The 13,653-nt window shown below is 69.5% G+C and carries 14 protein-coding genes; 10 read left to right on the top strand and 4 right to left on the bottom strand.

Annotated features, from left to right (window positions below):
• Positions 1–5 precede the first annotated feature (5 nt).
• The 10 genes from ACFYZS_RS33255 to ACFYZS_RS33210 all read left to right on the top strand — a co-directional run bounded on the left by ACFYZS_RS33255 (position 6) and on the right by ACFYZS_RS33210 (position 9,809).
• A complete protein-coding gene (locus ACFYZS_RS33255) occupies positions 6–206 on the top strand; it encodes a hypothetical protein (RefSeq protein ID WP_386167297.1) in 201 nt (66 codons plus the stop codon).
• 140 nt (positions 207–346) lie between these two features.
• Entirely contained in the window at positions 347–697 is a 351-nt protein-coding gene (locus ACFYZS_RS33250) for a TadE family protein (protein ID WP_389021074.1), read from the top strand.
• Entirely contained in the window at positions 694–1,164 is a 471-nt protein-coding gene (locus ACFYZS_RS33245; protein WP_389020875.1) for a TadE/TadG family type IV pilus assembly protein, read from the top strand. Before ACFYZS_RS33250 ends, ACFYZS_RS33245 begins: the two co-directional genes overlap by 4 nt.
• A 1-nt stretch (position 1,165) precedes the next feature.
• Positions 1,166–1,609, top strand: a complete 444-nt coding sequence (locus ACFYZS_RS33240; RefSeq protein WP_389020872.1) for a pilus assembly protein TadG-related protein — start codon at positions 1,166–1,168, stop codon at positions 1,607–1,609.
• A gap of 30 nt (positions 1,610–1,639) precedes the next feature.
• Entirely contained in the window at positions 1,640–5,137 is a 3,498-nt protein-coding gene (locus tag ACFYZS_RS33235) for a LysM peptidoglycan-binding domain-containing protein (RefSeq protein ID WP_389020869.1), read from the top strand.
• A gap of 593 nt (positions 5,138–5,730) precedes the next feature.
• Complete coding sequence (locus ACFYZS_RS33230) at positions 5,731–6,201, top strand: phage capsid protein (RefSeq protein ID WP_389020866.1); 471 nt, start codon at positions 5,731–5,733, stop codon at positions 6,199–6,201.
• Between the two features lie 608 nt (positions 6,202–6,809).
• Positions 6,810–7,598: a phage minor capsid protein gene (locus ACFYZS_RS33225; protein ID WP_389020863.1), complete on the top strand. Its 789-nt coding sequence runs from the start codon at positions 6,810–6,812 to the stop codon at positions 7,596–7,598.
• Between the two features lie 283 nt (positions 7,599–7,881).
• Positions 7,882–8,202: a hypothetical protein gene (locus ACFYZS_RS33220; protein WP_389020860.1), complete on the top strand. Its 321-nt coding sequence runs from the start codon at positions 7,882–7,884 to the stop codon at positions 8,200–8,202.
• Positions 8,199–8,390 (top strand): hypothetical protein, encoded by a 192-nt coding sequence (locus tag ACFYZS_RS33215; RefSeq protein WP_389020857.1) that lies wholly within the window; start codon positions 8,199–8,201, stop codon positions 8,388–8,390. Before ACFYZS_RS33220 ends, ACFYZS_RS33215 begins: the two co-directional genes overlap by 4 nt.
• Before the next feature lie 285 nt (positions 8,391–8,675).
• Positions 8,676–9,809, top strand: coding sequence for a glycosyltransferase (locus tag ACFYZS_RS33210; protein ID WP_389021072.1), 1,134 nt, complete (start codon positions 8,676–8,678; stop codon positions 9,807–9,809).
• Between the two features lie 9 nt (positions 9,810–9,818).
• Here ACFYZS_RS33210 and ACFYZS_RS33205 read toward each other — a convergent pair whose 3' ends face one another.
• From ACFYZS_RS33205 to ACFYZS_RS33190, 4 genes are read right to left on the bottom strand one after another with little or no spacing between them, the layout of a single operon-like run.
• Positions 9,819–10,250 (bottom strand): low molecular weight phosphotyrosine protein phosphatase, encoded by a 432-nt coding sequence (locus ACFYZS_RS33205; RefSeq protein ID WP_389020855.1) that lies wholly within the window; start codon positions 10,248–10,250, stop codon positions 9,819–9,821.
• Entirely contained in the window at positions 10,250–11,383 is a 1,134-nt protein-coding gene (locus tag ACFYZS_RS33200; protein ID WP_389020852.1) for a DegT/DnrJ/EryC1/StrS family aminotransferase, read from the bottom strand. The genes ACFYZS_RS33205 and ACFYZS_RS33200 overlap by 1 nt, the downstream gene beginning before the upstream one ends.
• A complete protein-coding gene (locus ACFYZS_RS33195) occupies positions 11,380–12,387 on the bottom strand; it encodes an ATP-grasp domain-containing protein (protein ID WP_389020849.1) in 1,008 nt (335 codons plus the stop codon). Before ACFYZS_RS33195 ends, ACFYZS_RS33200 begins: the two co-directional genes overlap by 4 nt.
• Positions 12,377–13,417: a dTDP-glucose 4,6-dehydratase gene (locus tag ACFYZS_RS33190; protein WP_389020846.1), complete on the bottom strand. Its 1,041-nt coding sequence runs from the start codon at positions 13,415–13,417 to the stop codon at positions 12,377–12,379. The genes ACFYZS_RS33195 and ACFYZS_RS33190 overlap by 11 nt, the downstream gene beginning before the upstream one ends.
• Between the last annotated feature and the right edge of the window lie 236 nt (positions 13,418–13,653).

The following is a 13,653-nucleotide window of genomic DNA, read 5'->3' as shown; positions in this document are numbered from 1 at the left end:
CTGTCATGAACAAGCTGGCCGTCCGCCTGACCGCCGCCGCTCAATGGCTGAAGAACCGCGTCGAAGAAGGCGGTACCAGCGACCGGGGCGACATCTCGATCACGACCATCATCATCTGGGTCGCCGCAGTCGCCGGCGCTCTCGCCATCGCCGGAACCATCGGAGTGGTCCTCGCCAAGTACAACGGCAACCTCGCCGGCATCTGAGACCACGACGAGCGGCACAACAGACAGCAGCGGAGGGGAGGAGACAGGTGCCGCAGAGCCAGCATGCCCTGCCGGAGCAGAAACGGCCCGACAGCACAGGCACAGGCTGCAGGGACTGGAGGGACCGAGGGGAGTCATCCATTCAGATGGCGATCGTCTTCCCGTTCGTCATCCTGGTCACCGTCGCGGTGGTGCAGGCGGCGATGTGGGTTCACGCGCGCAACATCGCGCTGACCGCCGCACGCGAAGGCGTCGCTGCCGCACGCACCTACCAAGCCCCAGAGAGCGCGGGCGCCGCCCGCGCTCGGGAAACCCTCGGCCGGATTGCAGGCGACAGCCTGCGCGCCTCCACGGTCAGTACCGCGGGCAGCTCGGCGACCGAAGTCAGCGTGACTGTCACCGGCAGCGCCCCCTCCATGCTGCCCGGCCTCTCCGGGCTGTCGGTCTCCCAGTCCGCGTCCGCACCGCGTGAACGGTGGACCGCCCCGTGAGCGCGCTGCGCCCCCTGCGCGCCGGAGGCAGGTGGCGGGCGCGGCTGCGGGAGGACCGGGGCAGCGAGGCGATCGCCACCGCGATCGTCACTCCCCTGCTGCTGATGCTGCTGTGCCTGGCGATCGCAGGCGGGCGGATCGTCACCTCCGGTGCCAAAGTCGACGCCGCCGCCGAGGACGCAGCCCGCGCCGCCTCCATCTCGCGCACCTACAGCAGCGCCCAGTCCGAAGCCACCGCTGCGGCCGCCCGCTCCCTGGACGACCAGGGAATCCACTGCGCGTCGTCCTCCACCAGCGTCGACACCACAGGCTTGGCCGTCCCCCTCGGCGAAGTCGGCACCGTCACCGTGACGATTTCCTGCACCGTGCCCCTGTCCGACCTGCTGCTACCCGGAGTCCCCGGCTCCAAGAGCATGACCAGCACCTTCACGTCCGTAGTAGACGCCTACCGCTCCAGGGAGGGATGACATGCAGCATCCGACAACACTCCGCGCGCGGCTGCGCCGTGATGAAGGCGGTGTCGCCGTCTACACCGCGATCTGCACCGTCGCCCTTCTGGGCATCATCGGCCTGGCCATCGACGGCGGCGGAAAGCTCCGCGCCACCGAACGCGCCGACGCCCTCGCGATGGAAGCAGCCCGCGCCGCCGGACAGGCCATCGACCCCGCCGCCGCCGTCACCGGCGACGCCGTACGCGCCGACCCCGAAGCCGCCCAGGCCGCCGCCTACGCCTACCTCGCCCGAGCCGGCACCCAGGGAACCGTCAGCCTCACCGGGGACCGCACCCAGCTGACCGTCACCGTGACCGACGCGTACGCCACCAAGTTCCTGTCCGTCGTCGGGATCGGCTCCATGAGTGTCACCGGCCGCGGCTCCGCCCGCCTGCTGCATGGCGTCACCCAGCCCGAATAGCGAATCCCGCGCAAGAAGGGGCCCGTCTGTATGCCCAAGCCCACCACCACCCGCAAGAGGCCCGGCTCCGGCCGGGCAGGGGGTGTGCGTACCGCAGCCGCCCTGCTGCGCGGTCTCCTCAGCCTCGCCGCCCTCCTCACACTGCTGGCCGGCCTGCCCCTGCTCCTGTGGTGGGCCACCACCATCGTCGGACCGCCCGGACTCACCGCCCTCAGCTCCCTCTTCACCACCGACGACAGCGGACAAGTCTTCCTCCTCGCCCTCGCAGTAGCAGGCTGGGCAGGCTGGGCCCTGTTCACGTGCGCGGTCCTGCTGGAGATCCCCGCGCAACTACGCGGTCGTGCCGCCCCGCGGATCCGCGGGCTGGTCGGCCAGCGCGCCGCGGCCGCACTCGTCGGCACGGTCCTGCTGGCGCTGCCTGCCGGCACCGCCCTCGCCGCCCCCGCAACCACAGCCCCCGCCACCGCCTCACCGGTGATCGTCAGCGCAGCGGTCACCCCTGGCAGCGAAGCCGGCACGGGGATGCATACCCGCGATGGAGCGGCCGACGAGGCCGGGACCGCCGCGGTGACGTACACCGTGCGGGACGTACGACCCGCGGAGAGCCTGTGGTCGATCGCCGAGACCGTCTTGGGTGATGGCCAGCGATGGGAAGACATCGCCGCCCTCAACGAGGGCCGCACCATGGGCGACGGAAGCGTCTTCCACACCGAGCAGCCCATCCAGCCTGGATGGGTCCTCCGTCTCCCGGCCGACGCCAAGCCCCCGCAGTCCGGCGGGCTTCAGCAGCAGGAACACACCGCCGCCTCGGGCGGGATCACCGAGTACTCCGTCGAAGAGGGCGACAGCCTCTCCTCGATCGCCGACACCCAGCTCGGCGACAGCACCGCCTACACGCACATCTTCGAGCTGAACAAGGGCAAGCCCCAGCCCGACGGGCGGCCTTTCACCGACCCTGACCTCATCTACCCCGGCCAGCACCTGACCCTCCCCCACCAGGGCGGCGTCAACAAGTCACCCGCCCCGGCGCCCACACCCGCACCTACGGAGTCCAAACCCCGCACCGGCGCAGCCGAGAAGCCGGCCGGAACTGCCTCACCGCCGCCTGCGTCCCCGACACCGTCCGCCTCAACGGCGGCTAAGCCGACGGCGACCCCGTCCCTGACCACTCCCACCCCGGCCACCTCCGCCTCGGCGACGGCGGCGCCTGCGGCAACTGGCTCGCCTGCCCAGAGCGTGCCTGTCCCGGCGGCGAGACCCGCCCCGAAGGCCGAGGAGGACGGCAGCCACCTCAACTTCGCGCTGGTTGCCGGGATCGGCACACTGCTGGCCGCATCCCTCGCCGGAGCGCTCGGCATACGGAGAATCCTGCAGCAGCGCCAGCGCCGCGCCGGACAGACCATCTCCCAAGACACCGACCCTACCCACCTCGAACAGATCCTCGCAGCAGCATCAGAGCCGGCCGGGATCGAGCTCCTCGACCGCGTCCTGCGCACCCTCGCCCACCACGCCAGCGAGACAGAACGTGAACTGCCCGCTCTCCGCGGTGCCCGCCTCGAACCTGACGGCATCACCCTGCTCCTCGACGAGCCGGCGGAGCCAATCGCTCCCTTCACCGACGGCCCCGACACCCGCACCTGGAGCCTCGACGGCGAAGCCGTACTGCTGCCGGCCGATCAAGCCAACGACGTCCAGGCCCCGTACCCGGGGCTGATCACGCTCGGCGCGACCGAGACCGGGCTGCTCCTGGCCGACCTCATGACCTGCAAAGTCCTGCTCCTTGACGGCGAAGCCGACGAAGCCCTCGAGGTAGCCCGCGCCCTCGCCTTGGAGCTCGGCACCTGCGCCTGGACCGACGACAGCGAAATCCTCACCACCGGGCTCGGCGCCCGTCTGGCCGGACTCCTGCCCCAAGGCCGCATCCGCACCATGCCCCACCTGCCCGCCGTCGCCGCCGACCTCGGCGAACTCCTCCTTGAAGCCCACCAAAGCGGCCAGCAGGTCCTGCCCTGGCTGCTCATCGGAGCCGGCGAGACCGACGAGGAACACCTCACACAGCTCGCCGACGCCCTCGCCGCCGCCCGCAACCTGCACACCGCCATCGTCCTGCCCGCCACGGACACCACACGCCGCGTCTTCCCCCACGCCGAAATCCTCGACACCCGCCGCGACCAAGACGCCCGCGTGGAGATGCTGGACGAGCCAGTGGCCTTGCAGCGCATCACCGACGAGCAGTACCTGCAGTACGTCCACGCACTCCAGATGTCGCTCCAGGAACCCGAACCTGGGACCGGGGCATGGGAATTCGCCGAAGACCACGACCAGGCGGCCGCCGCCGGCGCGCCTTTGACCGTTCGGGTGACCAGCGAGGATGCCCAAGACCCCGGCAACCCCTTCCCCGCCCTCCTCGCAGCCAGCGCCCCAGCAACCCCCGCAGCCACCGAGACCGAAGCAGCAGAAACTGCTGAGGCTGCCGACGCCGAGAGCCAGCCCGCCGCAGCCGGCGCAGTGAACCAACACCCCCACCCCGGCCAGCCCCGCGAAGCCACCCCTTCGGCCCCGACCTCAGCCAGCCAAGGCGACGAGGCCATCGTCGTCTGCATCGAGATGCTCGGCCCCCTGCACATCACCGGCGGCCTCACATCCGCCCACAGCCCCCGCACCACCGCCATCGCCGCCCTCATCCACCTCCGCCCCGGACGCAGCGCCGAATACCTGTGCCAGGCCATGGACCCCGTCAACCCGTGGTCCACCCGCACCCTGCACTCACGCCTGTCCGAACTCCGCAACCACATCGGCCTGACCGACGACGGGTATCCGCTCTTGCCACGACCCAAGAACGGCAGCGGGTACGCCTTCCACCCAGCAGTGACTTCGGACTGGGACCGCTTCCAGCAGCTGGCCTCGCGCGGGCTGGCCGCCGGCCCCGAAGGCGGCATCGCGGATCTGGAAACGGCGATGAGGCTGGTGCGGGGCAAGCCGTTCGACGGCCGAAACCTTCCCTGGGCCGACCCCGTCATCCAAGACATCCTGTCCCGGATTACCGACACCGCCCACACCCTCGCCCGCTGGCACACGGATGGGACCGCCCCCGACCTCGACGCCGCCCGCCGCACCATCCAGCAAGCCCTCGATATCGACGAGACCTCCGAGGTCCTCTACCGGGACCTCCTCCACATCGAACGGGCCGCGGACAACCAGGCATCCATCCGCAGGACAGTCGCCCGAGTGCAGCAGATGGCCCGCACCTACGACATCACCCTCGACAGCCTCACCGAGAACGCCATCAACCACGCCCTGACCAGTCCGTACCCCCACCACAGCCGGGATCAATACAACCTGAAAGACAGCAGGACAGAATTGGGCGTGGACTCTGCAAAGGCAGAACCCACTGACGCGAGGTTGACGAGACTCCGGCACGCCTCTCTGACCGCCCCCACGGAACATCCCCACAGGAACGGGGGCGACCCGGCACCCCGCCCCGGGGGCTCCCGGTCCGGAGGAGGATTCCCACAGGCCCATCGGTGACCTGCTCGACCGACGCGTCCTGCACCGCGCCCGCGTCCCTCGACCGGGGCCGTCGCGTGTGGCGGGGGCGCCGACTTGGTGCAGCTGTGGACAGCGCTCATGAATCGCCGGTGACAGAAAAAGAACGCCCTACGGGCGGTCGAGCCGCCCGCAGGGGCGGCCCCTCACGGTGCGCCGTTGGCCGGCGCTTGGCCACGGACCCGTGGTGGAACCGAAAAGGGCAAGGAGAAACGGTTGTTTAGAAGAAGGAGTCATGAATCCACCGAATGAGGAACCAAATCGCCACTCGCAAGCTGAGCTTGCGCAGTATGCGACCTGCTTCCCCAGCGGGGTCCGGCTCCGAACCCTTTCGCCTCATCTTCACCACCTCCAATCCGATATCGAGCAGTAACTCGACTCGGACCGGGGCGCCCACGACGACAGGTGTTGCCCTCCTTCAGGTAGCCAGCCTTCCAGAGGAGGTGATACCCCAATTGTCCCACTCCGCACACTAACGCTCCACCGCAACCGCTACAGTGAAGACACTTCGAGCAGCTCAACATGCCGCCCACCGAGAAGGGGGCCGGGATCAACCTGAGCCAGTTCGAATCCGGGTGGCCGAGCACCAGCAGACGGCCGAGGCGATCACGCACCAGGCCGCACCGCCCACCGGGTACTCCGCCCAGAGCTTCGGCCTGCACGGCCAGGGCGAGGCGATCACCGCCACCGAGTCCGCCAGCCGCGACCAACGCAGCATGGGGACCCGAAAGAAGAAGGTCGGTTATTGGCGCTACGCGCTGGCCGACATGCTGCACGTGATGCTGCTGCTCGACGTCGCTCAGTTCGGCACGCGGATCACCCCCGAGCGCCCGAACGTGGAGTTCGGCGACGGCATCGCGGAGTCGGAGCAGCAGACCGCCACCACCCTCGACCTGCTGGCCCGAGCCGAAGCGGTGTCGACCGGTACCAAGGTGCGGATCCTGCACCCGGAGTGGGACGACACCGCTGTACAAGCGGAGTCCGAGGAGATCCTCGCCGAGACCGGAGCTAGCGCGCCGGACCCCGTCGGGGCCTTCCCCTTCTAATGCCTGGCCGCGCCCCGGTGGACGCAGCGTCTCTGAGTGAATCGGAGAGCTGGCCAACGACACCGAGAACGACCAAGGCCCATATCGCGGTCGGTTCGTGGACGTGTCCTGTGGCGATGGCTGCGGCAATGCCACCACCACTAAGGGTGCTCCACCGAAGCGAGGGCCGAGGGATCTGCACTGTTAGAGCGCTGAGGTTGCGCTGTCTCGTTGTCACACCGTTGCCAACGTTTGAGAACGTGCGGCTATCCCTGAAAAGTTCCAACGGGCAGTCGTAATCGCGGATTCAGCCTGTTGGCGTAGGGGGTGTAGACATAACGTGCCGATCCACCCGCGCATGGTCGAGCCCCTCGCCGAGCGCACCCGCGACCTGTACGCCGGTGCCGAGGACTGCCTCTTGGGCATCAGTGCCCGGCAGCTCGGCGCAGGTCTGGGCGCGCCCAGCTGGGCCGGGCAGAAGCTCTCCGCCGTCCAGGCCGTGCGCCGGGCCTCACCGGCCGTCGTCGACGAGCTGCACCAAGCCGTCACCGACGTACACGAGGCGGTCGCCGAGTCCTACAACGCCGTGCACTGCGCCGCCGTCGCCGAGCTGGGCGCACTGTCCGACGATGCGCGCCGACTGGTCGACGACCGCCTACCCCAGGCGCAGGCCATCGACCGCCTCGCGCAGGAAACCGTGGACGTCGTCACCTCGACCACCGCGGAATCCTGCGCGCCATCGTCGACGGTTCCGGGCCGTCGTCTCCGAGGTCACGGCCACCACGGCACTCGGCACTGGTACCCGCCGCCAGGCCACCCAGGACGTAATGCGCCGCTGGGCAGACGAGGGCATAACTTCCTTCCGCGACAAAGCCGGCCGTCGCTGGCAGCTCACGAGCTACGCGGAGATGGCCGTACGGACCGCCACCGGACGCGCCGCGACCGAGGCCCGCCACGGAGTCGACATACCGCAGCCGGCCGACACCGGTAACGCCGTCGAGGACCTGCTCGCCGACCGCCAGGCCCTCGCCCAGGCCCTCGCGCCTGCGCCCGATCCGGACGGGTGGGACGCCCTCGCCGACGACGCCGCATGGGCGGCCGTCGCCGCCGGGACGGAGAGGCACAGCCAACCGCGCCGGAGGAAGGGCAGCACGAGGAGGGCCTGCAGATCACCAGCCGCCAGGCCCGCGAGATGTACGACGAGTACGCTACTGGCAGTACCTCGCTGCCGAGGACGCATGCAACGGCTACCTGCTCAACAAGAAGGCGCGGGCCGCCGGACACAGCCCCGCGTCCCTGGTCGGCGCAGAGGCGGTCCGCCGACCGTGTGCCCGTACGGCCGTGACTCTTTCCTGCAAGTCGCATGGATCAAGGCGTACGCCGCTGCCCGCCCAGCCGGGCACGCGTCGCCGGAGTAGCGGCAGACCAACGAACACCCCGAGGGGGCCCGCCAGGTGCGGCCCCCTTTTGCATGCCCGCACGCCCGCCAGGAGCGGGCCGACCAGCCCCAGGAGGGCGACACCATGAGCACCCCCACCCCCACCCCCGGCCCGACCGAGCGACCAGGGTGACCCGAACACCGGCACCGGGCAGGACCCGACCGCCCCGCCGAACCCCGACGCGCTGGCCCCCGGCGAGCAGGACCAGGCCGCCACGATCGCGCGCCTTGAGGCCGACCTCGCCGAGGCCGGTAGGACCCGGGTGCGCCAGGAGCTGACCGCGCAGCTGCTCGGCACCTCGACCCGTCCCGGGCCGGGCAGCAGGCCACCCCGGAGGAGCTCGCCGAGCAGCTCACCACCTCGCGCTGAGGCCCAACAGACCGCCGTACAGCTCGCCGTGTACCGGACCGTCGCAGCGGCCGGAGCCGACCCGGACGCGCTGCTCGGCTCCCGGGCGTTCGCCGACTCCCTCGCCGACGTCGACCCGGCTGACAGCGCCGCCGTCACCGCCGCGATCACGGCGAACCCCGTTTCATCGTCATCTCCGCCGTGGGGCCCTCGGCCGCTCTCGGTGGGACAGTGACCGCCGAGAACGACCCGAACCAGTTCCTCAGGCGCCCTCATCAGTACACGTCGAAGATCACGTTCACCGACGGGCGGATCACGGACGAGCGGATCGAGGGCTACACGCCCGGCAGCGTCGAACTCGGCGGCAGTATCGAAGCGTTCCCGACGCAGCCGACGCCCAGGTCCGTTACGACTGCATCCTAACCGTCACCAAGCGAATCCCCGCCCTCACCGAATACGACTACCTACACGGCACCACCATGATCCGCGTCAGCCGGCTACTCACCCCGGCACAGGCCGCCGACTACGAGAAGGCCGCCGCCAACCTCCCCTAACCGAAAAGAATCCCCGCCAGCAGCTCATGCCTGGCTCTGACCAGAGGAGTACCTCCCGGGCCGCATCGGATACGTCACCGCGTGAGGCTAGGAAGCCAGTAGGGTGCGTGGGGTGAACATTTCCTCCGGGCTCCCGCGTTCGTTCCGTCTGCTCGTGACGGGGGGTGGGACCGGCGGTCACACCTACCCGGCTCTTACTGCAATCCGGACGTTGCACAGCCGTCTCGCGGACGCGGGCGGCACGCTGGACGTCATGTGGATCGGGACCGCGGAGGGGCTCGAGGCGCGTGTCGCTCCGGCGGAGGGGATCGCGTTCAAGACGGTGGCCACGGGGAAGATCCGTCGTTCGGTGAACCCGCTGAAGATGCTGTCCGCCTCGAACTTCAAGGACATGGCGCGGGTGCCGCTCGGTGTGGCGCAGGCGCGGGCGATCGTGGCCGAGTTCCAGCCGGATGTCGTTCTGGCGACGGGTGGGTATGTCGCGGTGCCAGCCGGGCTGGCCGCCCGGTTGTGCCGTCGTCCGCTGGTTCTGCACGAGCAGACCGTGCGGTTGGGCCTGGCCAACCGCAAGCTCGCGAGTTCTGCGACGCGTATCGCGGTGTCTTCGGAGTCTTCGCTGGCTCTGCTGCCTGCCGATGTGCGTGAGCGTGCGGTGGTCACCGGGAATCCGGTGCGGCCGGAAGTGTTGGGCGGGCAGGCGGACAAGGCGGTCGAGGCTCTGAACCTTTTCGGGTTCGACCGGCGGCTGCCGACGGTCTACGTCACCGGTGGGGCGCAGGGTGCGCAGCAGATCAACACGGTGATCCGGGATGTGCTGCCTTGGCTGCTCGGTCACGCGAACGTGATCCACCAGTGTGGTCCGGCGAACGTCGAGGGGCTGAGGGCGGCCGCTGCCGGGCTGGACCCGGTTCTCGCCGGCCGGTATCACCTGACCGGGTTCGTCGGGCCGGAGTTGCCGGATGTGCTGGCGCTGGCCGACATGGTGGTGTCGCGGAGCGGGGCCGGAACTCTGGCTGAGCTGACCGCACTGGGCAAGGCGGCCGTGTTCGTCCCCCTCGCCACATCGGCTGGCAATGAGCAAGCACACAATGCCCGCCATCTGGCCGACGCGGGTGCGGCACTGGCTCTGCTCGGCGAGGTCACCGGGCAGGCACTGCAGAACGCGGTCGGCCCGCTCCTGACCGACCCTGCCCTGCGGACGGCGATGGCCCAGCGAGCACGGGCGCATGGACGGCCGGATGCGGCGGACAGGCTCGTGGACGTGGTGCTGTCCGCCGCATCCAGCTGATCACCCGCGTTACGGGCGGCGGCGTGCGATGTGCACGGCGGTGCCGGCCTCGATCAGCACGGCGCAGTCGTTGAACGTGTCCTCGTCTTGGCTCACCGGGTCGGGAACGTCGCAGCCGGGGAGGTAGAGGCGGAGTTTGTGGGCGTTGTGGCCGCCGTCGATCGCCCGGAGCGTATCGAGGACGGCTGCGTCCATCGCCAGGACCTCGTCCGCCCAGTCCAGGTCCTCCAGGATGATCTGGTGTCCGCGGTGGTGGGTGAGGTCGTGCCCGAGCCTCCGGGCTGCGTTGATCATGGACTGGTTGGCGGGCTGGTCCTGCCACTTGCCGATCAGCCCCGCGGAACGGACGGTCACCGCCGCCCCGCCCCTACGGGTGAGCGCGACCTGCGCAAACGGGCTTCGGCAGTAATTTCCCAGACATACGGTCAGGAGCTTGCGCATCACGATCCTCCGGCGGACTTGAGGGCCTGTTCGAGCGAGGTCACCACATGGTCGATGTCGGTCTCGGTGAGGTGCTGGTGGAACGCCAGGCTGAGGATCTCCTCGCCGGCCCGTTCGGTGGCCGGCAGGCTCCGATGCCAGGCGGCGAACGCGGGCTGAAGGTGGTTGGGCGGGTAATGGACTCCCACACCGATGTCCCGCCCCCGGAGATTCGCGAACACCTTGTCCCGGTGGGGCACGCGGACCTGGCACAGGTGCGGCACTGCCTGGTCCACGTGGACATCGACGAGCCTCACGCCGTCCAGTGCGGCGAGTGCGTCCCGGTAGGTACGCCACAGGTGGCGGCGGGTGTCCTCGGCGGCCTGGAAGCTGTCGAGCTGGACCAGGCCGATGGCGGCGTTGATGGCTGAGAGCTGGTAGCGCAGCCCGAAGCCCTCCACGCGGTAGCTGGTGGTGTTCGCGCGCTCGCCCTGGGACTGGACCACACCCAGGAGCCGGATCCGGCGGAGTGTGTCGGCTTCCGCAGGCGTACGGGGAATGACCATGCCGCCTTGGCCGCAGGTGAGGTTCTTGATCGGTCCGAACGAGAAGCAGGTCAGCGCCCCGTCCGCCCCGATGCGGCGTGTGCCGTTGCGGGATCCGAAGGCGTGCGCCGCATCCTCAATGACAGCGATGTTTCGTTCATCGAGCTCTGCCTGGATGGCGCGGAGGTCGATGGGCCGGCCGCCGAACAGGACCGGGAGGACGGCGGCCGTCTTGCCGGTGACGGCATCCATGAGGAGTTGGTCGGTGACGCACAGGGTGGCGGGGTCGATGTCGACGAAGTGCGGGGTGGCTCCGACGGCCAGGATGGCCTGCACGGTCGCGCAGAACGTCATGGACGGCACAATCACCTCGCGGCCGGGGCCGATCCCGGCGGCGAGCAGGGCGGTGTGGAGGGCTGCGGTGCCAGACGCGACGGCCACTGCCTCGGGGACGCCCAGGAAGTCGGCGATCCGCCGCTCGAACTCCTCGGTGACGTCGCTGTGTCCGTACTGCCCGCCCTCCAGGACCCGGGCGACTGCTGCGGTCTCCAGCCCATACAGGTACGGGCTGGCATTACGCCGGGCATCGGGCGTGGCGGATGCGGTCACTGTGCTTCTCCCTTCACCGCGGCCGAGAGCTCGGCGACGTCGCCGAAGGCCAGGGTTTCGATGTAGCTGGTCAGGAACATGCCGGTCCGGTAGGTGAGGCGGCTGTGGTCGACCGGCAGGCCGAACAGGCCGTTCACCATCTGTCCGACGAGGTCCGCTCCGGCGGCCTCGGTCAGGGCGAAACCGCCGGCGATGCGCAGGTTCAGCTCGGTGATGGTGATCGTGCCGTCGCCGCGGATAAATCCTTGGACGCAGCAGAGGCCTCGGGCGCCGACGGCGCCGAGCGTCCGCACCACGAGGTCGCGCACGTTCGGGTCATTGAACGTGGTGGACACCACGGCGAGACCCGCCTTGACCAGATCCCGGCTGCGCAAAACGACCGAGGCGAGTCCGTCGCGGTCCACCAGGCAGTCCGCCGTGAACTCGCAGCCGTAGATGCGCTCCTGCACGATGGGCTCGGGGACGAGCTCGCACAGAACGCGCGCGTGCTCCCGGCGCCGCACGAAGTGGACGTTCTGCGCGCCGTGTCCGTGCCGTGGCTTGACGACCAGCTCGGTGCCGTCCGGAACCTGGTCGACCTCGTGCGGCCGCCAAGTGAGCGGGGTCGCAATGCCCTGCTCGGTCAGCACCTGATGGAAGAGCGCCTTGTCCGTACAGGCGCTCACCGACCAGGCGTCCGGGAGCCACAGGCGTACGCCGTCTGTGTCCAGCTCGTCTGTCATGTGCGTCAAGGGCGCCAGGTCCGGCTCGATACCGGCCACCACTGCTTCCACCGCCAGCTCTCGGCACAGGCGGGCCATGACGCTGTGGTAGTCGGGGTCACTGGCGAGAGGGATGATCCGAGGTACTGCGGAGGGCAGAAGGAATCCGGGAGCCAGCGGATTCGCGTCGACCGCGATGACCGTGTGGCCCAGGCGCATGAGGCTGCGGGACAGCCCGAAGCCGGGGGCGGCGCCGACACCGGTCACCAGAATCCTACGCGGGGTGTGCCGGTCAGTGGACATGCGCTTCCACCCTTGCGGATGCGACCGCGGCGGTGGCGCAGGCGGAGTGCAGGGTGCCGGCGACGTACGGGGTGCGCGTCAGGGGGGCCCAGCGGTCAGGGTTGCGTCGGTACCAGTCGACGGTCTCGGCCAGCCCCTCATCGAGATCGCGGGTCGGTCGGAAGCCGATGCGGGCGATCTTGTCCCAGTGCATCGAGTACCGTAGATCGTTGGCCTGCCGATCGGGAATGCAGGTCACCGAGTCCCAGTCCTTGCCGCACAGGGCCAGGAGTTTGGCGGTCAGGTCCCGCCCCGTGAGGTCGGTGCCGCCGCCCAGGTTGTAGATCTCGCCTGGTTCCCCTTCGTCAAGCGCGAGTTCGATGCCTGCACAGTTGTCCTCGACGTGCAGCCAGTTCCGCACGTGCTGCCCCCGGCCGTGGAGAGTCACCTTCTCGCCCCGCAGGAGTCGGGTGGTGAAGAGGGGGATGATCTTCTCGGGAAACTGGTGGGGCCCGTAGTTGTTCGAGCTGCGCGTCACGCAGACCGGCAGGCCGTACGTCTGGAAGTGGCTCAGGGCCACGAGGTCGCTGGCAGCCTTCGACGCCGCGTACGGGACGCTCGGCCGTACCAGGTCGTCCTCGCTCGCCGAGCCTTCGGTAAGCGATCCGTAGACCTCGTCCGTCGAGACGTGCACGAACTTCTTGATCCCATGGCGACCAGCCCAGGCGGCGAGGGTCTGCGTTCCCAAGACGTTCGTCGTGAGGAAGGTGTCGGCCGTGGTGAGGGAGCGGTCGACGTGGGACTCGGCGGCGAAGTGCACGACGGCCGTGTGCCGGGCCATGAGCTCGTCCACAAGCGTGCCGTCGAGGATGTTGCCGTGAACGAACGACAGCCTCGGGTCGAGGAAGGCCTCCCCCAGGTTCTGTGTGTGGCCCGCGTAGGTGAGTGCGTCCAGCACGGTCACCCGGGACACGTCCTCCCGGCGCAGTATCCGCCGGACGAAGTGCGAACCGATGAAGCCGGCACCGCCGGTGACAAGGACTTCGTGCATCTGATACCCACCTTGGTCGTGGACGGGAAGGGACGGCGGGCTGCCGGAACCGCGTGGTGCGGGCCTGTCGGCGAGTCGCCGCCTGCACTCAGAGAACTCCGGGACCCCAGCTGCGCGGGAGGCGAACTAGGGGGGCGAACAACGCACATCCGGTTCCGCCACGTCGCCCTCGCGTCCTACGCTCGGATCCCGCACCCGCGACATCCGCGTCGCAGGACACCGGCTGGCATAAGGGG

Source organism: Streptomyces sp. NPDC001903 (assembly GCF_042891345.1).
GTDB lineage: Bacteria > Actinomycetota > Actinomycetes > Streptomycetales > Streptomycetaceae > Streptomyces.
The sequence above is the reverse complement of the archived record's forward strand: the minus strand, read 5'-3'. Positions and strand labels throughout refer to the sequence as shown.